The following is an 18,393-nucleotide window of genomic DNA, read 5'->3' as shown; positions in this document are numbered from 1 at the left end:
TCACACCTCCCTGGAGTCCGGGCCGGCGACGACGTTGGCCGGCTCCCGCTCGGCGAGCACGCGCTTGGTACGCGGGCTCGGCGGAACCTGAAGATCCATCGGCGGCAGCGGGAAGCTGCCGTACGGCCGGGTGTCCGCCTGCTCCTGGAGCGACGGCTTCGGCTCCTTCTTCCGCGACGGCCAGAAGAGCGTGATCAGCAGCAGCACGCCCGCGCCGACGGCGGTGACGAGCAGCCGGTCCCGGGTCTGCCAGTCCTCGATCGAGCGCAGCCCGGCGAGCACCATGATCCAGACCAGGTTCAGCGGCAGCAGCACCTTCCAGCCGAAGCGCATGAACTGGTCGTACCGGAGCCGCGGCAGCGTGCCGCGCAGCCAGACGAAGACGAACACCAGCATGATGACCTTGCCGAAGAACCACAGCATCGGCCACCAGCCCTCGTTGGCGCCCGACCAGATCGTGATCGGCCACGGCGCGTGCCAGCCGCCGAGGAAGAGCGTCACGGTGAACGCCGACATGGTCACCATCGCGACGTACTCGCTGAGCATGAACAGCGCGAACTTCAGCGAGCTGTACTCGGTCTGGAAACCGGCCACCAGCTCCGACTCCGCCTCGGGCAGGTCGAACGGCGCCCGGTTCGTCTCACCGACGATGGCGATGAAGAACATGATGAAGCTGGGCAGCAGCAGGATCGCGTACCAGCCCGGTGCGGCGAGGTCGAAGCCGCCGATGCTCAACCGGGTGCCGTCGCCCTGCGCGGCGACGATCCCGCTCGTCGACATGGTGCCGGCGGTCATGAAGACCGCGACCACGCTCAGGCCCATGGTGACCTCGTACGAGACCAGCTGGGCCGCCGAGCGCAGGCCGCCGAGCAGCGGGTACGTGGAGCCACTGGCCCAGCCGCCGAGCACGATGCCGTACACGGCGAGCGAGGAGAAGGCCAGCACCACGAGCACCGCCACCGACACGTCGGTGACCTGCAGCGGCGTCCGGTGCCCGAAGATGCTCACCATCGGCCCGAACGGGATCACCGACAGCGCGGTGACCGCGCAGACCACCGAGATCACCGGGGCGAAGAAGTAGACGACCTTGTCGGCCTTGCGCGGGAGGATGTCCTCCTTGAAGGCCAGCTTCACGCCGTCGGCGAGCGTCTGGAGCAGACCGAACGGGCCGGCCTGGTTGGGGCCGGGCCGCACCGCCATGCGGCCCACGACCCGGCGCTCGAACCAGACGCCGAGCAGCGTGGCCGCCACGGCGACGACGAACGCGAACAGGATCTTGCCGAGGACCAGCCACCACGGGTCCTTGCCGAAGTCGGCAAGCGTCGGGTCCTGCGCCGCGAGGATGACGGGGTTCACTGCACCCACCTTTCGTTCCCGCCTGCGGAGACGCTCACCACGTCGCCGGACGTCGCGCCGAGGCCGCGCCGCACGGTGGAGCCGGGTGAGTTGGTCGGCAGCCAGACGACGCCGTCGGGCATCTCGGTGATCGCCGCCGGCAGCGTGATCGCGCCGCGGTCGGTGCCCACCGTGACCGGGTCACCGTCGGCCACGCCCAGCGCCTCGGCGGTGCCCTTGCCCAGCCGGACCACCGGCGGGCGGGCGGTGCCGGCGAGGTGCTCGTCGCCGTCGGTGAGGCTGCCCAGGTCGATCAACTGGTGCCAGGTCGCGAGCACCGCCTCGCCCGGTCCGGGCTCGCGCACGGCGGCCGGCTCGACCGAGGGCGCCGACGGCCGCTCGATCCGGGTGCGCGGCAGCGCGCCCAGCTCGCGCCGGATGCTCGGCACGTCGCCGGTGCCCAGCCGCACGTCGAGCTGCGCGGCGAGCGCGTCGAGGATGCGGGCGTCGGTCATCGCGCCGGTGTCCAGCACCTTCTCGAACGTGCGCAGCCGGCCCTCCCAGTCCAGGAAGCTGCCGGCCTTCTCGACCACGGGCGCGACCGGCAGGACCACGTCGGCCCGGCGGGACACCGCGCTCATCCGCAGTTCCAGGCTGACCAGGAACGGCACCGCGTCCAGTGCGGACTCGGCCAGGCGCGGGTCGGCCAGGTCGGCCGGGTCGACCCCGGCCACCACCAGGGCGCCGATCTGGCCGTTCGCGGCGGCGGTGAGGATGCCGTCGGTGTCGCGGCCGGCCTGGCTCGGGATCACCCCGGCCGGGATGTCCCACGCCTCGCCCAGCTCCGCGCGCGCGGCCGGCTCGGTGACCACACGGCCGCCGGGGAGCAGGTTGGGCAGGCAGCCCGCGTCGACAGCGCCGCGGTCACCCGCGCGCCGCGGCACCCAGACCAGCCGGGCACCGGTACGCCGGGCGACGTCCGCCGCCGCCGACAGCCCGCCCGGCACCTCGGCCAGGCGCTCGCCGACGATCAGGATCGCGCCGGGCTTCCCCAGCGCCTCGGCCACAGTGGCGTGCTCGGCCAGCACGCCGGCCTCCTCGCCGGGCACCACGCGGGCCAGCTTCGCCCCGAGCTTCTCCAGGCCCCGGGTGGCGAACGGCGCGATCGCGTACACGGTGAGCTTCTTCTTCAGGTACGCCTTGCGCAGCCGCAGGAAGAGGATCGGGCACTCCTCCTCCGGCTCCAGGCCGACGAGCACCACCGCGGGCGCGTTCTCCACGTCCGTGTAGGTCACGTCGGTGACCCCGGCGACGCTGCTGGCCAGGAAGTCGGCCTCCTCGCGGGAGACCGGGCGGGCCCGGAAGTCGATGTCGTTGGTGTGCAGCGCGATACGGGCGAACTTCGCGTACGCGTAGGCGTCCTCGACGGTGAGCCGGCCGCCGGTCAGTACCGCCGTGCCGGTCGCGCCGTCGCGGGCCGCGCGCAGCCCCTCGGCGGCCCGGGTCAGCGCCTCGCTCCAGGACGCCTCGCGCAGCTCACCGGTCTTCTCGTCGCGCACCATCGGCGTGCTGATCCGGTCGAACGCGCGGGTGTACTGGAAGCCCCAGCGGCCCTTGTCGCAGTTCCACTCCTCGTTCACCGCCGGGTCGTCGCCGGCCAGCCGGCGCAGCACCTTGCCGCGCCGCCAGTCGGTGCGCTGGGCGCAGCCGGCCGAGCAGTGCTCGCAGACGCTGGGCGTGGAGACCAGGTCGAACGGGCGGGCCCGGAACCGGTACTGGGCGCCGGTCAGCGCGCCCACCGGGCAGATCTGCACGGTGTTGCCGGAGAAGTACGAGTTGAACGGGACGTCACCGGCGTCGCCGTCCTCGCCGTACTCCTCGTCCCGGTAGATGTTGATCTCCTCGTGCGAGGAGCGTCCCATCAGGTCGATGAACTTGTCGCCGGCGATCTCCTCGGAGAACCGGGTGCACCGCTGGCAGAGCACGCAACGCTCGCGGTCGAGCAGCACCTGGGTGCTGATCGGCAGCGGCTTCGGGTACTCCCGCTTGTGCTCGTGGAACCGCGAGTCGGTCCGGCCGGTGGACATCGCCTGGTTCTGCAGCGGGCACTCGCCGCCCTTGTCGCACATCGGGCAGTCCAGGGGGTGGTTGAGGAGCAGCAGCTCCATCACCCCCTCCTGGGCCTTCTTGGCGACCGGGGAGGTGAGCTGCGTCCGCACCACCATGCCGTCGGCGACGGTCTGGGTGCAGGAGGCGACCGGCTTGCGCTGGCCCTCCACCTCCACCAGGCACTGCCGGCAGGCGCCGGCCGGGGCCAGCAGCGGGTGGTCGCAGAAGCGCGGGATCTCGGTGCCGAGCTGCTCGGCGACGCGGATCAGCAGCGCACCCTTGGGCGCGGTGACCTCGACGCCGTCGATGGTCAGCGTGACGGTCTCGGTCTGCTTGGCTACGTCGGTCATCAGTGAGCTCCAACCAGCTGCTTGTCGGAGAGCTTCGGAGCGGTACGTCCCTCGATGTAGTCGAGGTAGTCCTGCTTGAAGTACTTCAGCGACGAGGTGACCGAGCTGGTCGCGCCGTCACCCAGACCGCAGAACGAACGGCCGAGGATGTTGTCGCAGGTGTCGAGCAGGGTGTCCAGGTCCTCGTGGGTGCCCTGGCCGGCCAGGATGCGCCGGTAGACCCGGACCATCCAGTAGTTGCCCTCCCGGCACGGGGTGCACTTGCCGCACGACTCGTGGTGGTAGAACTCCAGCCACCGGTAGGTCGCGTACACCGGGCAGTCCTGGTCGGAGAAGATCTGCGTGGCGGTGGTGCCCAGGATCGAACCGGCGCCCGCCACCCCCTCGAAGTCCAGCGGCACGTCCAGGTGCTCGGCGGTCAGCAGCGGCGTCGACGAGCCACCCGGGGTCCAGAACTTCAGGTTGTGCCCGGGCTTCATGCCGCCGGCCAGCTCGATCAGCTCGCGCAGCGTGATGCCCATCGAGCACTCGTACTGGCCCGGGTTGGCGATCCGGCCGGACAGCGAGTAGATCATCGGGCCGGACGACTTCTCCGTGCCCATCGTCTTCCACCAGTCCGCGCCACCGAGCACGATGTACGGCACGCTGGCGATGGTGCCGACGTTGTTGACCACCGTCGGGCTGGCGTACAGGCCGTGGGTCGCCGGGAACGGCGGGCGCAGCCGGGGCTGGCCCCGGAAGCCCTCCAGCGAGTCCAGCAGCGCGGTCTCCTCACCGCAGATGTACGCCCCGGCGCCCGAGTGCACCACCAGGTCCAGGTCGAAGCCCGAGCCGAGGACGTTCCGGCCGAGGTAACCCTTGGCGTACGCCTCGGCGACCGCGCTGCGCAGCCGCCGGGCGGCGTGGACCGCCTCACCACGGATGTAGATGTACGCCCGGTTGGCCCGGATCGCGTACGAGGCGATGATGACGCCCTCGACCAGCGAGTGCGGGTCGTAGGTCATCAGCGGCAGGTCCTTGCAGGTGCCCGGCTCGCCCTCGTCGGCGTTCACCACCAGGTAGTGCGGCTTGCCGTCGCCCTGCGGGATGAAACCCCACTTGAGACCGGTCGGGAAGCCCGCGCCGCCCCGGCCGCGCAGCCCGGAGTCCTTGATCAGCTGGATCAGGTCGTCCGGGTGCGCCTTGAGCGCCTTGCGCAGGGCGGCGTAGCCGTCCAGCTTCTCGTAGGTGCCGAGCCGCCAGGCGTCCGGCGACAGCCAGCGCTTGGTGAGCACCGGCGTGAGCTTGGCCAGCGTCTCCGGCCGAGGAGTGGTCACTTGCGGACCCCCGATCCGTTCGCGTCCGCCGGGTCGGCGCCGCCCGCGCCCGTACCGGATTCCGCTTCCTTGAGGTTGCGCTCCTGCGCGCCGGCCGCGTCGCCGGCGGGCTTGCCGTCGCCGGCCGGCGGGTTCGCCGCCGCGCCGGCCGCCTCCGCCGCCTGCGCGTCGCGCGACGCCGGGGCCGGGCCGTCCACCGGGACCTTGGTGCCGGGCGCGTCCGGCACCGCGGTGCCCGCGTCCGGCTGCCGGGTCTCGGCGGTACGCACCTGCGGCGACTTGTCGTCCGGGGCCTTCACGTCCGGCGCGGTGCTGCCGGTGGCCGCCTCCGGCTCGGCCGCCTCACCCGCGCCCGAGTTGCCGGCGGGTGCCAACTTGACCGGCTCGGGCGCCGGGGCCGGCTTCTCGGCCTTCGCCTTCGCCTCGGCGGCGGCCCGGTCGGCCTCGGCCTTGCTGCGGATCGGCGTCTTCGGGTCGAAGCCCGGCACCGAGACGCCGTGCTGCTCGGCCAGGCGCAGACCGCGCAGGCTCGGCTCGCCCGGCCCGCCGTCGGCCACCGCGCCCTCGCGCTCGTCGGCGAAACCGGCGAGCTGGACGGCCATCTCCTTGAGCGTGCACAGCCGCGCGCCCCGGGTGGGCATCGGACGGCCACCGGCGCGCAGCTCCTCGACCACGTCGAGCGCGGCCTGCGGCTCCACGTTGTCGAAGAAGTCGTAGTTGACGGTCATGACCGGGCCGTAGTCGCACGCCGCCAGGCACTCGGCGTGCTCCAGGGTGATCTTCCCGTCGGCGGTGGTCTCCTCGTGCCCGACGCCGAGGTGCTCGGCCAGGGTGTCGTAGACCTTCTGCCCGCCGAGCACGTCGCACATGGTGTTGGTGCAGACGCTGACCAGGTAGTCACCGGTGGGCTTGCGCTTGTACATGGTGTAGAAGGTGGCGACGGCGCCGACCTGGGCCTTGTTGAGCCCGAGCACCTCCGCGCAGAACTCGACACCGGCCGGGGAGACGTAGCCCTCCTCCGACTGGACCAGGTGCAGCAGCGGCAGCAGCGCCGAGCGGGACCGGTCCGCCGGGTACCGGGCGATGATCTCCCGCGCCCGGAGCCGGGTCTCTTCAGTGAACGTGCTCATCGGTCACAACCACCCATCACGGGGTCCAGCGAGGCGCCGCCGGCGATCACGTCGGCGATCAGGCCGCCCTCGGCCATCGCCGGGAGGGCCTGGAGGTTGACGAAGCTCGGCTCCCGGTAGTGCACCCGGTAGGGCCGGGTGCCGCCGTCGGACACCGCGTGCACGCCCAGCTCGCCGCGGGGCGACTCGATGCCGACGTACACCTGGCCCGGCGGAACCCGGAAGCCCTCGGTGACGAGCTTGAAGTGGTGGATCAGCGATTCCATCGACTGACCCATGATCTTGGCGACGTGCTCCAGCGAGTTACCCATGCCGTCCACGCCGATGGCGAGCTGCGCCGGCCAGGCGATCTTCTTGTCGGAGACCATCACCGGGCCGGGCTTCAGGCGGTCCAGCGCCTGCTCGATCAGCTTCAGCGACTCGCGGATCTCGGCCACCCGGACCAGGTAGCGGCCCCACACGTCACCGTCGGTGTGGGTCGGCACGTCGAACTCGTACGTCTCGTAACCGCAGTACGGCATGGTCTTGCGCAGGTCCCAGGCGAGGCCGGCGCTGCGCAGCACCGGGCCGGTGACGCCGAGCGCCATGCAGGCGGTCACGTCGAGCACCGCCACCTGCTGCGTGCGCTCCAGCCAGATCGGCTGGCCGGAGAGCAGGTTCTCGTACTCCTTGAGCCGCTTCGGCATCAGCGTCAGGAAGTCGCGGATCTTGCGGATCGCGTCGTCCGGCACGTCCTGCGCGACACCGCCCGGCCGCACGTACGCGTGGTTCATCCGCAGGCCGGTGATGGTCTCGAAGATGTCGAGGACGTACTCCCGCTCGCGGAAGCCGTACAGCATCATGTTGATCGCGCCCAGCTCCATGGCGGTGGTCGCCAGCCAGACCAGGTGCGACGAGACCCGGTTGAGCTCCATCATCAGCACGCGGATGGTGGTGGCCCGCTCGGTGATGTCGTCGGTGATGCCGAGCAGCTTCTCCACCGCGAGCGCGTACGCCGTCTCGTTGAACAGCGGCGAGAGGTAGTCCATCCGGGTCACGAACGTCGAGCCCTGGACCCAGTTGCGGTACTCCAGGTTCTTCTCGATGCCGGTGTGCAGGTAGCCGACGACCGAGCGGGCCTCGCGGACCGTCTCGCCCTCCAGCTCCAGGACCAGCCGGAGCACGCCGTGGGTGGACGGGTGCTGCGGACCCATGTTGACGACGATCCGCTCGTCGTTGATCGGGTCCGTGCCGGAGACGACCTCGTCCCAGTCCCCGCCGGTGACGGTGAAGACCTTGCCCTCGGTCGTCTCGCGCTCGGTCGCGTAGTTCGACGTGGTCATTGGTACGACCTCCTACGGTCCGGCGGGGGAATCTCCGCACCCTTGTACTCGACGGGGACGCCGCCCAGCGGGTAGTCCTTGCGCTGCGGGTGGCCCTCCCAGTCGTCCGGCATCAGGATCCGGGTCAGGTTGGGGTGGCCGTCGAAGACGACGCCGAACATGTCGTACGCCTCCCGCTCCTGCCAGTCGGCGGTCGGGTAGACGGCGGTGACGCTCGGGACGTGCGGGTCCTCGGCGGAGACCGCCACCTCCAGCCGGACCATGCGGCGGTAGGTCATCGAGGTCAGCTGGTAGACCACGTGCAGGCGGCGCTCCGCGCCCAGGTAGTCCACACCGGACACCGAGGAGAGCAGCTCGAAGCGCAGCGCGAGGTCGTCGCGCATCACCTGGCAGACCTCGGCGATCCGCTCCGGGCGGACGTGCAGGGTCAGCTCACCCCGGTCGACCACGACCTTCTCGATCGCGTCGCCGAAGTCGGGGTACGCCTCCTCCAGCGCGTCCCGCACCTCGTCGAAGTAGCTGCCGTACGGCCGGGTCGCCTCCTCGATCGGCTTGCGCTGGCGGACCAGGCCGCCGTAGCCGGAGACGTCGCCGGTGCCCTGGTTGCCGAACATGCCCCGGCCGGCCGGGCTGGCCGGCGGGTACTCGGCCGGTGCGGTGGAGCTGGCGCCGACCGGGGTGGTGGGTACCGGCACCCCGCCGTCGTTGGTCTTGTCGTTGCTCATTTCGGGCCCCTATGCGACGCCTGAAGGTGGTTCTGCGCCTTCATCCAGTTCTCGATCCGCAGCTGCTCCTCGCGCCCCTCGCGGACCGCCTTCGTCCACTCGGCACGGCGGGCCTTGTCGCTGCGGTACGACGAGGGCATCGAGCCGTACGGCACCACCGGCACGTCGCCGCGCGCCTGGCGGGCCTCAAGCATCTTGCGGCCGTTCGGGCCCAGCGGCTCGTGCATGATCTTCTCGCGCAGCTTGAGCACCGCGTCGATGAGCATCTCCGGCCGGGGCGGGCAGCCGGGGAGGTACATGTCGACCGGTACGACGTGGTCGACGCCCTGCACGATGGCGTAGTTGTTGAACATGCCGCCGCTGCTGGCGCAGACGCCCATCGAGATGACCCAGCGGGGCTCGGCCATCTGGTCGTAGATCTGGCGCAGGACCGGGGCCATCTTCTGGCTCACCCGGCCGGCCACGATCATCAGGTCCGCCTGGCGGGGCGAGGCGCGGAAGACCTCCATGCCCCAGCGGCCCATGTCGTAGTGCGGGCCGCCCGCCGCCATCATCTCGATGGCGCAGCAGGCCAGACCGAACGTGGCGCCCCAGACCGAGGTCTTCCGCGTCCAGTTGACCAGCTTCTCGACGCTGGTGAGCAGGACGCCGGAGGGGAGTTTCTCCTCGATGCCCATCTGCTACCTCCTCAGTCCCAGTCCAGGCCGCCGCGCCGCCAGACATAGGCGTAGGCGACGAAGACCGCGACGATGAACAGGACCATCTCCACGAAGCCGAAGATCGGCAGGGCGTCGAAGGAGACCGCCCAGGGGTAGAGGAAGATGATCTCGATGTCGAAGACGATGAAGAGCATCGCCGTCAGGTAGAACTTGATCGGGAACCGGCCGCCGCCGACCGGCTGCGGGCTCGGCTCGATGCCACACTCGTATGCCTCGAGCTTGGCCTTGTTCAGACGCCGCGGGCCGGCGAGTCGGGCAGCGGCCACGGAGAACAGCGCGAACGCCGCAGCGAGGGCGAACAGCCCGATGATGGGTGCGTAAGGAGAGAGCGTCATCGTTGTCCCCTGCTCGTCCTTCCCTGACCTCGGTGGTTGGCCAAAATCACACTATTCACGTCCCTGAGACCTCGGTCGTCGGGGGGTCGATCTCTGTCCGGCTCGTGGTCGGTGGTCTCCTACACGGCCGGGGCCACCTTCGTCATCGCGTTGATGACCCGGTCCATCGCGTCCCCGCCGCGCGGGTCGGTCAGGTTGGCCAGCAGCTTGAGCACGAACCGCATGAGCATCGGGTGCGGCATGCCGTGCTTGGTCGCCATCCGCATGATCTCGGGGCGGCCGATGAGCTTCACGAAGACGCCGCCGAGCCGGTAGTAGCCGCCGAAGCGGGCCTTCAGCTCCTGCGGGTACGCCATCAGCGCCCGCTCGCGCTCCGCGCCGGCCGGGCGGGCCAGCGCCTGCACCAGGACCTCCGCGGCCATCTCGCCCGACTCCATCGCGTACGCGATGCCCTCGCCGTTGAACGGGTTGACCATGCCGCCGGAGTCACCGGCAAGCAGCACGCCGCGGGTGTAGTGCGGGACCCGGTTGAAGCCCATCGGCAGCGCGGCGCCGAGGGTCGGACCCTCCGCGTTGGACTCGTCGGTCATCCCCCAGTCCTCGGGGGTGTTCGCGAGCCAGTCGGTGAGCAGCTTGCGGTAGTTCGTCTTGCCGAACGCCGAGGAGGAGTTGAGCACACCCAGGCCGACGTTCACCCGGCCGTCGCCGAGGCCGAAGATCCAGCCGTAGCCGGGCAGCAACGCGTCGCTGCCCTTGGCCCGAAGCTCCAGCCAGGACTCCAGGTAGTCGTCGTCGTGCTTGGCGGGTGAGCGGTAGTAGCGGCGGACCGCCACGCCGATCGGGCGGTCCTCCCGCTTGGTCAGCCCGAGGGCGAGCGGGAAGCGGCCGGAGACGCCGTCGGCGGCGACCACGAGCGGCGCGTGGAAGGTGGCCGGTTCCTTTTCCGGGCCGACCTCGGCCTGCACGCCGATCACCCGGTCGTCGGCGCCGAGCACCGGCCCGAGGACGTTGACGCTGGTGCGCAGCTTCGCCCCGGCGGCGACCGCCCGCTGGGCGAGCAGGTCGTCGAAGTCGAGCCGGGTCCGCACCAGGCCGTAGTTGGGGAAGCTGGCCAGGTCGGGCCAGTCCAGCTCCAGGCGTACCCCGCCGCCGATCACCCGCAGGCCCTTGTTGTGCAGCCAGCCGGCCTCGGGCGAGGTGTCCACGCCCATCCGGATCAACTGCCGTACGGCGCGGGGCGTGAGCCCGTCGCCGCAGACCTTCTCCCGGGGAAACTCCGTCTTCTCCAGCAGCAGCACGCGTACGCCGTGCCGCGCCAGGTGGTACGCCGTGGCCGATCCTCCGGGACCGGCGCCCACGACGATGACGTCGGCGTCGTTCTCCACCGCGGTCATCCGCGCCTCCTCCCGCATGCTCGTGAAATGCTTCACAAGCCGATCCGGATGGAGTCTATGACCGGCGTTACACCAGTACGCGCTGAGGGGGGCCTAACTTGGCGGAAACGCGCCGGTAAGAGCGTCGAGAGCGGTCACGGACGGGCCTGCGCGGCCGGTCCCAGCCCGGCGTCGAGGCGGATCGCGTCGGGCAGGTGGTCGCGCAACGCGCCACCGGCGGCCCGGTCCAGCGCGGCGAGCACCTCGGCGACGACCTGGCGGACATCGGCGGGATCCGCGCCGGCCAGCTCGCGGAGCTGCGCGATCAGCTCGGCGGCGTCGTCGTCGGTGGCGGCCTGGTCCGGTCCCGTCATGGAGGCGAGCCTACGGGACAAAGTAGACCAGAATCGGATATTTACGAAATGGATGGCCAGTGGTGGCCGGACTGTCAGTTTCGGACTGCCCGGTGCAGCGCCACGACGCCGCCGGTCAGGTTGCGCCACGCCACCCGGCCCCAGCCGGCCGCCGCGATCCGCCCGGCCAGCGCCGCCTGGTCCGGCCAGGCCCGGATCGACTCGGCCAGGTAGACGTAGGCGTCCGGGTTGCTCGACACGGCGCGGGCCACCGCCGGCAAGGACCGCATCAGGTACGACAGGTAGACGGTGCGGAACGCCGGGTTGACCGGCGTGCTGAACTCGCACACCACCAGCCGCCCGCCCGGCCGGGTCACCCGGGCCAGCTCGGCCAGCGCCGCGTCGGTGTCGTTGACGTTGCGCAGCGCGAAGGAGATGGTCACCGCGTCGAAGCTGGCGTCGGCGAACGGCAACCGCAGCGCGTCCCCGGCCAGCAGCGGCACCGACGGACGCGTGCGCTTGCCGGCGTGCAGCATGCCCAGCGACAGGTCGGCACCGACCGCGTACGCCCCGGAGTGGGCCAGCTCCTCGGTCGACACACCGGTGCCCGCGCCCACGTCCAGCACCCGCTCGCCCGGCCGCAGCCCGAGCGCCGCCCGGGTGGCCCGCCGCCAGGACCGGTCCTGCCCGAAGGAGAGCACTGTGTTCGTCAGGTCGTAGCGGGCCGCGACGTCGTCGAACATCGCGGCGACCTCGTGCGGCTGCTTGTCCAGGCTGGCGCGCTGGCCCTGCGGGGTACGGCTCACCCCTCCACTCTGCCAGCCGCGCGCCGCCCGCCTCCCCCCGGGTACGCGGCAGGGCGGGGTGGTCGCCCACCCCGCCCTGCCGTCATCGCTGCTCCGGTCAGTCGCCGGCGCGCTCCTCGTCCGGAGTGACCAGGACCACCTTGCGGCGGCGGGACAGCATCATCAGCGCCGCACCGGCCGCGAGCACCGCCGCGCCGGTCCCGCCGATCAGGCCGATCTGCATACCGGTCACCGGCAGGCCACCGTCACCCGTGCCACCACCCGTGCCACCACCCGCGGTCGGGGTCGGCACCGCCGTCGCGCCGCCGGTCGGCGTCGGCCCGGCGGTCGGCGACGAGGTCGGCTGGGCGGTCGGCGACGGGCTCGGGGTCGGGCTCGACGGCGGGCTCTGGTCGACGAAGACGTCGAACAGCGCGGTGTTGTCACCGTCGTCGGTCTCGGCGAACGCCCGCCGCTGCGCCGAGCTGGCGACGCGCGGCTCCTCCTCGGCCGCACCGGCGGCGCCGTCGAGGCCCTTGGCCCAGACGATCCCGGGCCGGAGCAGCTTCTCGGTCACGTCCGCGCCGACAGTCACCCGGACGTCGGCGGTGTAGTACTGGCCCGGCTTGAGGACCGCGCCCGCGTCCTCGCAGTACGCGTTGAGGACACCGCCCAGGTTCTGCTCCACGCAGCCCTCGGGCAGCTTCGCGAAGGTGACTCCGGCCGGCAGGCCGATCCCGTACGCGATGCCGGTGGCACGCTTGCTGCCGTCGTTGAACACGGCCCAGTCCAGCGGCGCGGTCCCGCCCGGCCGGACCGGGCGCAGGCCCGGCTCGCCCGCGTCGTCGCCGTCGACCACCACGTCGGCGTACACGTCCTGCACCCAGGTGGTGAGGTCGTAGCCCGGCTCGGTGACGGTGATGTCGTGCTCGATCTCGTCCAGCACCCTGGTGCTCTTGCCCGCGCTGATCGAGACCGTGAGCGTGCCGGCCGCGCCCTTGCCGCCCTTGGCGAACAGCGGGATGCCGAAGTCCTCGGAGGTGCCGGCGGGCAGGTCACCGAGCAGGCAGGAGAAGGCGGTCCCCCGGATGTCGCAACCGGCCGGGACCAGCACGCCGACCTTGCCGGTCTTGAGGCCGTTCGTCTCGACGGTGACCCGGACGTCCTTCGCGTCCACGGTCCCGACGGTGTTGTTCACCTGGAACTTGAACGGCTTGGCCTTCGCCTCGCTGACGCCCTTGGCGAGGTGGTAGCTGAGCGGGATGAGCTGGAGGTCGGCCTCGTCGGCGGCCTGCGCCGGGCCGGCGAGCGCGCCGAGACCGGCGGTGGAGAGCAGGGCCACGACGCCGGCGCGGGCCAGCGTGGACCGGTAGCGGAAGGTCATTGTTCCCCCGGGGATAGGGAGGCGTGATCACGCCGAACGAACGGACGGTACCGGAGCGACGCGTCGTGACGCCAGGACCCGGAGGTGGGAATTCCCATCGATACCGGCAGACGGCAGGGGCGGGATGGTCACCCATCCCGCCCCTGCCGCGGTGCGTTATGTGAACGGCCCTCATGGGCCGATGGAGGACGACGGTCCCCGACGACGCCGCAAGCGTAATGGCGTCGCCGGCTCACCGGGCCGCGCTCGCCCGGGTCGCCGCCGACCTGTTACCTGCCTGCTCGCGGCCCGGATCGGTGGTGTCGCGGGCAGGCTAGCCGCCGGTGATCACGCGGGTGAAGACCCCGGGCCGAAGCTTCACCGGAAACGGGCGGACCTCCGGCCGCACGACGGACCCCGACCGGCCGAACGGCGGAACCGGGTCAGTTGACCTCCACCAGCGGCAGCGACTTCCCGGCCCCGCCGCCGGGCAGCGCGATCGACGAGAAGTGCGAGACCACGCGGTCGTCGCTCGGGTCGTCGGCGGGCGTGTGGTGTACCGCCAGCCGGTTGTAGAGCGTGTCCCGCTGGGCCGGGATCCGGTCGGCCGACCGGATCATGCCGATCAGCTCGTGCAGGTTGGACCGGTGCCGGGCGCCGGCCGAGGAGATGACGTTCTCCTCCAGCATGATCGAGCCGAGGTCGTCCACGCCCATGTGCAGCGCGAGCTGCCCGACGTCCTTGCCGGTGGTCAGCCAGGACGCCTGGAGGTGCGGCACCGTCTCGAAGAACAGGCGGGCCACCGCGACCAGCCGCAGGTATTCCAGCGTCGTCGCCTGGGTGCGGCCCTTCAGGTGGTTGTTCTCCGGCTGGTACGTCCACGGGATGAAGGCCCGGAAGCCGCCGGTGCGGTCCTGCACGTCGCGGATCATCCGCAGGTGCTCGATGCGCTCGGCGTTCGTCTCGCCGGTGCCCATCATCATGGTGGCCGTCGACTCCAGGCCCTGCCGGTGCGCCAGCTCCATGACCTCCAGCCAGCGGGCGCCGGACTCCTTCAGCGGCGCGATCGCCTTCCGCGGCCGGTCCGGCAACATCTCGGCGCCGGCACCGGCGATCGAGTCCAGGCCGGCGGCCTTGATCCGGGCGATGGCCTCGTCCAGGCTCACGCCGGAGACCTTCGCCATGTGCAGGATCTCGCTCGGGCCGATCGAGTGGATGGCGAGCTGCGGGTACGCCTTCTTGACCGAGGAGAACAGCTCCTCGTAGTACTCGACGCCGTAGTCCGGGTGGTGCCCGCCCTGGAGCATGACCTGGGTGGCACCCAGCTCGACCGCCTCACCGCAGCGGCGCAGGATCTCCTCGGTCGGGTGGGTCCAGCCCTCCTTGTGCTTGGGGGCCCGGTAGAACGCGCAGAACTTGCACGCCGTCACGCAGACGTTCGTGTAGTTGATGTTGCGATCGATGAGGTAGGTGACGATGTTGTCCGGGTAGCGGCGCCGCCGTACCGCGTCGGCCGCCTCGCCCAGCGCGTGGAAGGGCGCGTCGGTGTAGAGCAGCAGCGCCTCCTCGGGCGTGATGCGCCCGCCGTCCGCGCCGCGTTGCAGGATGTCGTCGATCTCCCGGTTCGCCGTCACATCCCCGAGCGTACGTCGCGACCGGTGGATGCCGCCGTACTGGGCCCTCCGGTGTGAGCCGAACGCGCTTCCCCAAAAATATCCTCAAGATCGAAATAAAACATCGTTGGTTCGTTGACAAGATGTTGAGCATCTCGCATCATCTTGTTCGACATCCATCGACGCATTGGGGTGGGACGTGAGCGAGACGGACACCGCTCCAGGCATCGCGGCCCGTTGCCGAGCGGACGGAGGACTAACGGAAGCAACCCTCGGCGAGTTGCGAGACGAGTTGGGCTACCGCAAGCTCGGCCGCTGGGTCCTGGCCGAGATCGCCGACACGCTCAGGGCGACCGGCCTCGGTTTCTTCCCTTCCCACCGGCTCGACGCGGCGCTCAACACCGAGCCACGGCAGTCGCAGACGGTCTGGATCTACGTCCGGGACGGCGGCCCCCGAGCACGTGTGATCGATGCAATCCTTCAGCCGGACGACTGTGACGTCCGAGCGGAGCTGGACGTCATCGGCACCAAGAACCCCGCCGGCCTGACCGCCCGGCAGAAGCTCGACCGCATCAGGGAAATCGTCAACGCCTGACCGGGTCCGAGCAGCGACAGGAGAGCCTCGTCCCATGACCGCGCACGTCTTCGTCGACGAGACCAAGGAGCGAGGGCTACTCGTCGCCGCCGTGGTCATGCACCCGGCCGACCTGAACGCTGCACGCCGGTCGATTCGGGATCTCATCCTGCCCGGCCAACGCCGCATCCACTTCCACAAGGAGAGAGACGACCGGCGCCGTCAGATCGTCGACGGGTTTCTCGCGCTCTCCGCGCACGCTGTCATCTTCGACGCGAAGGACCATCGCAACGCCCGGGTCGCTCGCGAAGCCTGCCTCGTCTCTCTGGTGGAGCACACGGCGAAGATCGGGGCTGCCCGCCTCGTCCTGGAACGCGACGACTCGACCTTCCAGGCCGATCAGCGCCTGCTCTTCGAGCAGGTCAGGAAGTGTGGGGTGGACGGAAGGCTGCGGTACGACCAGCTACGCGCCCACGAGGAGTGTCTGCTGGCCGTTCCCGACGCGTTGGCCTGGTGCTGGGCCAAAGGCGGGCGCTGGAAGGACTCCATCCGCCGCATGATCAGTGAGTCGCGACAGGTCTGACGAGGCGCAGACAGCGCGAGACCCGGCTCACCCACCGTCCGGAAGGCTGCCGGGTCCACTTCCACGGGGCTAGTGCCCCTGGCAGTTGAAGGTTACCGCTGTCCGAACCGTTCGGACAAGAAATGGACGTGGCAGGCCGCGTCTACGCTCTCGGCGTGTCAGTCGTATCGCCCTCACCCGCTCCCGTACGCGTGGCCGGTGCCCGATCCGCCCTCTGGTCCCTCACCATGACCGCCGTGCTCGTCGGCTTCGGCCTCGCCGTGATCGCGGTCAGCGCGGTGGTCGGCCACCTCACCGTGGGACTGCCGATCGCCGTGCCGATCTCCGTCGCCCTGGCCGGCTGCCTCGCCTTCGCGGTCGGCCTGCGCCTGCTGCACCGGGGCTGGTGGCTGACCCTCCTGTCGGTGCTGCCGGCGCTGTTCGTGCTGGTGGGCACCGTGCAGCTCGCGCCGGAGTCGGTCCTCCGGGAACGCGGCGTCGCCCAGCAGGTGACCATCACCGACGTGGAGACCGTCGGCAAGCGGCACGAGTTCGTCCTCCAGGGCGACACCGGCCGGCTCGACGAGCCGTTGGTCTACCGGGGCAGCTCCCCCGGCTACCGGGTCGGCCAGCGGCTGACGGTGGTCGTCGACCCTCGGGGCGAGGTGGAGCTGGCCGACGAGCGGGACGTGGACCCGGACGGAAAGCGGGCCATGCTCGTGCTCGGTGCGGCGGGATGGACCCTGCTCACGCTGGTCGGCGGGTGGCGCGGCCACGTCAGCCGGGCCCGTGGCCGCGCCGCCACGGCACCGCCCGTGGTGTTCTGACCGGCGACGCCGCTACGCGTCGTAGTCGACGGTCAACTCGTCGGTGACCGGGCTGGACTGGCAGGTCAGCACGTAACCGGCGGCCACCTCGTCCGGCTCCAGCGCGTAGTTGCGCGCCATCGTCACCTCACCCGCCGTCACCTTCGCCCGGCAGGTCGAGCAGACGCCGCCCTTGCAGGCGTACGGCAACTCGCCGCGCACCCGCAGCGCCGCGTCGAGCACCCGCTCGTCCCGGCCCATCGTGAAACTCGACGAGCGGCCGTCCAGCACGATCGTCACGTCGGTGCCGGACCCGGGCCGGTCGGCCTCGCGGCGGACCGGCTCCGGCGGCGCGTCGACGTGGAACAGCTCGGTGCGCACCGCCGCGTCCGGCACGCCGCGGCCCGCCAGCACCGCCTTGGCGTCCACCACCATGCCGTACGGGCCGCAGAGGAACCACTCCTCGATCTCGTCGCCGGGGACGAGAGTGTCGAGCAGCCGGGTCAGCCGGTCGGCGTCGATCCGCCCCGACAGCAACGCCGACTCGCCCATCTCCCGGGACAGCACGTGCACCAGGTGCAGCCGGGTCGGATAGCGGTCCTTCAGGTCGGCCAGCTCCTCGGCGAACATCACCGAGTTCGCCGTGCGGTTGCCGTACACCAGCGTGAACGTGCTGCGCGGCTCGGTCGCCAGCGCGGTCGCGGCCAGCCCGAGCACCGGGGTGATGCCGGAACCGGCGACCACCGCGCCGTACCGGCGGGCCCGGTCCGGGGTGAACGCGGAGGTGAAGTGCCCCAGCGGCGGCAGCACCTCGACGGTGTCGCCGCCCCGCAGCGCGCCGCAGGCGAAGGCGGAGAACGCCCCGCCCGGGACCTCACGCACCCCGATCCGCACCCGGCCGTGCCGGGCCAGCTCGTCCGGGGTGGAGCAGATCGAGTACGACCGCCGCACCTCCCCGCCGTCGCCCTCGGCCGGGCGGCGGACGGTGAGGTGCTGCCCGGCGGAGAACGCGAACGTCTCGCGCAGCTCCTCGGGCACGGCGAACGTGATCGACACCGAGTCGTCGGTGAGCCGGTCCACGGCGGCCACGGGCAACGGGTGGAAGACCGGCCGGCGGCGCACCGGCCGGGTGATGGTGACAGTCACAGCGCCTTCAGGTGGTCGAAGGGTTCGGAACAGGAACGGCAACGCCACAGCGCCTTGCACGCGGTGGAGCCGAAGCGGCTGATCTGGCTGGTCTCCGGCGACCCGCAGCGCGGGCAGCGTACGGCCAGCGTCAACGGCACCACCGTGCCCTCACCGCGCGGCGCGGGCGGGGCGATGCCGGCGGCGGCCAGCTTGGCCCGGCCGGTGTCGGAGATCCAGTCGGTGCTCCACGCCGGGTGGTAGACGGTACGGACCTCGGCGTCCGGGTGCCCGGCGGCGGCCAGCGCCCGGCGGATGTCCGCCCGGATCACGTCCATGGCCGGGCAGCCGGTGTAGGTGGGGGTGATGGTGACGACGACCCGGCCGGTGTCCGGCTCCTCGTCGACCGCGCGCAGGATGCCCAGCTCGTCGATGGTGATGACCCGGATCTCCGGGTCCACCACCGCCGCCGCGGCCGCCCTCGCCTCACTCACCAGT

At 71.2% G+C, this 18,393-nt stretch carries 18 protein-coding genes; 3 read left to right on the top strand and 15 right to left on the bottom strand.

What is annotated here, in order from left to right:
• The 13 genes from nuoH to mqnC all read right to left on the bottom strand — a co-directional run bounded on the left by nuoH (nt 1) and on the right by mqnC (nt 14,849).
• On the bottom strand, nt 1-1,356 hold the full coding sequence (nuoH, locus tag AB0B20_RS26160; RefSeq protein WP_357386918.1) for an NADH-quinone oxidoreductase subunit NuoH: 1,356 nt from the start codon (nt 1,354-1,356) through the stop codon (nt 1-3).
• The gene (locus AB0B20_RS26155; protein WP_357386916.1) at nt 1,353-3,794 is read right to left on the bottom strand and encodes an NADH-quinone oxidoreductase subunit G; all 2,442 of its coding nucleotides are present in this window, start codon (nt 3,792-3,794) and stop codon (nt 1,353-1,355) included. Before AB0B20_RS26155 ends, nuoH begins: the two co-directional genes overlap by 4 nt.
• A complete protein-coding gene (gene nuoF / locus AB0B20_RS26150) occupies nt 3,794-5,110 on the bottom strand; it encodes an NADH-quinone oxidoreductase subunit NuoF (protein WP_357386914.1) in 1,317 nt (438 codons plus the stop codon). The genes AB0B20_RS26155 and nuoF overlap by 1 nt, the downstream gene beginning before the upstream one ends.
• A complete protein-coding gene (gene nuoE, locus AB0B20_RS26145) occupies nt 5,107-6,240 on the bottom strand; it encodes an NADH-quinone oxidoreductase subunit NuoE (RefSeq protein ID WP_357386912.1) in 1,134 nt (377 codons plus the stop codon). The genes nuoF and nuoE overlap by 4 nt, the downstream gene beginning before the upstream one ends.
• Nucleotides 6,237-7,562, bottom strand: a complete 1,326-nt coding sequence (locus tag AB0B20_RS26140) for an NADH-quinone oxidoreductase subunit D (protein WP_357386911.1) — start codon at nt 7,560-7,562, stop codon at nt 6,237-6,239. The genes nuoE and AB0B20_RS26140 overlap by 4 nt, the downstream gene beginning before the upstream one ends.
• Nucleotides 7,559-8,287 (bottom strand): NADH-quinone oxidoreductase subunit C, encoded by a 729-nt coding sequence (locus tag AB0B20_RS26135; protein WP_357386909.1) that lies wholly within the window; start codon nt 8,285-8,287, stop codon nt 7,559-7,561. Before AB0B20_RS26135 ends, AB0B20_RS26140 begins: the two co-directional genes overlap by 4 nt.
• Nucleotides 8,284-8,964 (bottom strand): NADH-quinone oxidoreductase subunit B, encoded by a 681-nt coding sequence (locus AB0B20_RS26130; RefSeq protein ID WP_013283602.1) that lies wholly within the window; start codon nt 8,962-8,964, stop codon nt 8,284-8,286. Before AB0B20_RS26130 ends, AB0B20_RS26135 begins: the two co-directional genes overlap by 4 nt.
• Before the next feature lie 11 nt (nt 8,965-8,975).
• Nucleotides 8,976-9,341, bottom strand: a complete 366-nt coding sequence (locus AB0B20_RS26125; protein ID WP_013283601.1) for an NADH-quinone oxidoreductase subunit A — start codon at nt 9,339-9,341, stop codon at nt 8,976-8,978.
• 119 nt (nt 9,342-9,460) lie between these two features.
• Nucleotides 9,461-10,735: a geranylgeranyl reductase family protein gene (locus tag AB0B20_RS26120; protein ID WP_357474266.1), complete on the bottom strand. Its 1,275-nt coding sequence runs from the start codon at nt 10,733-10,735 to the stop codon at nt 9,461-9,463.
• Nucleotides 10,736-10,869: 134 nt separating this feature from the next.
• Complete coding sequence (locus AB0B20_RS26115; RefSeq protein ID WP_357386904.1) at nt 10,870-11,088, bottom strand: hypothetical protein; 219 nt, start codon at nt 11,086-11,088, stop codon at nt 10,870-10,872.
• A gap of 74 nt (nt 11,089-11,162) precedes the next feature.
• Nucleotides 11,163-11,873 carry a demethylmenaquinone methyltransferase gene (locus AB0B20_RS26110; protein WP_357474263.1) on the bottom strand — a complete coding sequence of 237 codons (711 nt, stop codon included), beginning with the start codon at nt 11,871-11,873 and terminating at the stop codon, nt 11,163-11,165.
• Between the two features lie 97 nt (nt 11,874-11,970).
• A complete protein-coding gene (locus tag AB0B20_RS26105; protein WP_357474260.1) occupies nt 11,971-13,236 on the bottom strand; it encodes a cell wall anchor protein in 1,266 nt (421 codons plus the stop codon).
• A gap of 422 nt (nt 13,237-13,658) precedes the next feature.
• Complete coding sequence (gene mqnC, locus AB0B20_RS26100; RefSeq protein WP_030500766.1) at nt 13,659-14,849, bottom strand: cyclic dehypoxanthinyl futalosine synthase; 1,191 nt, start codon at nt 14,847-14,849, stop codon at nt 13,659-13,661.
• A 178-nt stretch (nt 14,850-15,027) separates the two neighbouring features.
• Here mqnC and AB0B20_RS26095 point away from each other — a divergent pair, with 178 nt between their 5' ends.
• From AB0B20_RS26095 to AB0B20_RS26085, 3 genes are all read left to right on the top strand, one after another.
• Entirely contained in the window at nt 15,028-15,423 is a 396-nt protein-coding gene (locus tag AB0B20_RS26095; RefSeq protein ID WP_357386898.1) for a hypothetical protein, read from the top strand.
• Nucleotides 15,424-15,457: 34 nt separating this feature from the next.
• Complete coding sequence (locus AB0B20_RS26090; protein WP_357386896.1) at nt 15,458-15,985, top strand: hypothetical protein; 528 nt, start codon at nt 15,458-15,460, stop codon at nt 15,983-15,985.
• 155 nt (nt 15,986-16,140) lie between these two features.
• Nucleotides 16,141-16,791: a hypothetical protein gene (locus AB0B20_RS26085; RefSeq protein ID WP_357386894.1), complete on the top strand. Its 651-nt coding sequence runs from the start codon at nt 16,141-16,143 to the stop codon at nt 16,789-16,791.
• Nucleotides 16,792-16,803: 12 nt separating this feature from the next.
• Here AB0B20_RS26085 and paaE read toward each other — a convergent pair whose 3' ends face one another.
• Both paaE and paaD read right to left on the bottom strand, forming a co-directional pair.
• Nucleotides 16,804-17,916 carry a 1,2-phenylacetyl-CoA epoxidase subunit PaaE gene (gene paaE / locus AB0B20_RS26080; protein WP_357386892.1) on the bottom strand — a complete coding sequence of 371 codons (1,113 nt, stop codon included), beginning with the start codon at nt 17,914-17,916 and terminating at the stop codon, nt 16,804-16,806.
• A complete protein-coding gene (gene paaD, locus AB0B20_RS26075; protein ID WP_357386890.1) occupies nt 17,913-18,389 on the bottom strand; it encodes a 1,2-phenylacetyl-CoA epoxidase subunit PaaD in 477 nt (158 codons plus the stop codon). The genes paaE and paaD overlap by 4 nt, the downstream gene beginning before the upstream one ends.
• Between the last annotated feature and the right edge of the window lie 4 nt (nt 18,390-18,393).

Source organism: Micromonospora sp. NPDC049151, assembly GCF_040648395.1.
Classification (GTDB): Bacteria; Actinomycetota; Actinomycetes; order Mycobacteriales; family Micromonosporaceae; genus Micromonospora.
Note: the sequence above shows the minus strand (reverse complement) of the source record. Positions and strands in the feature narration are given on the sequence as shown.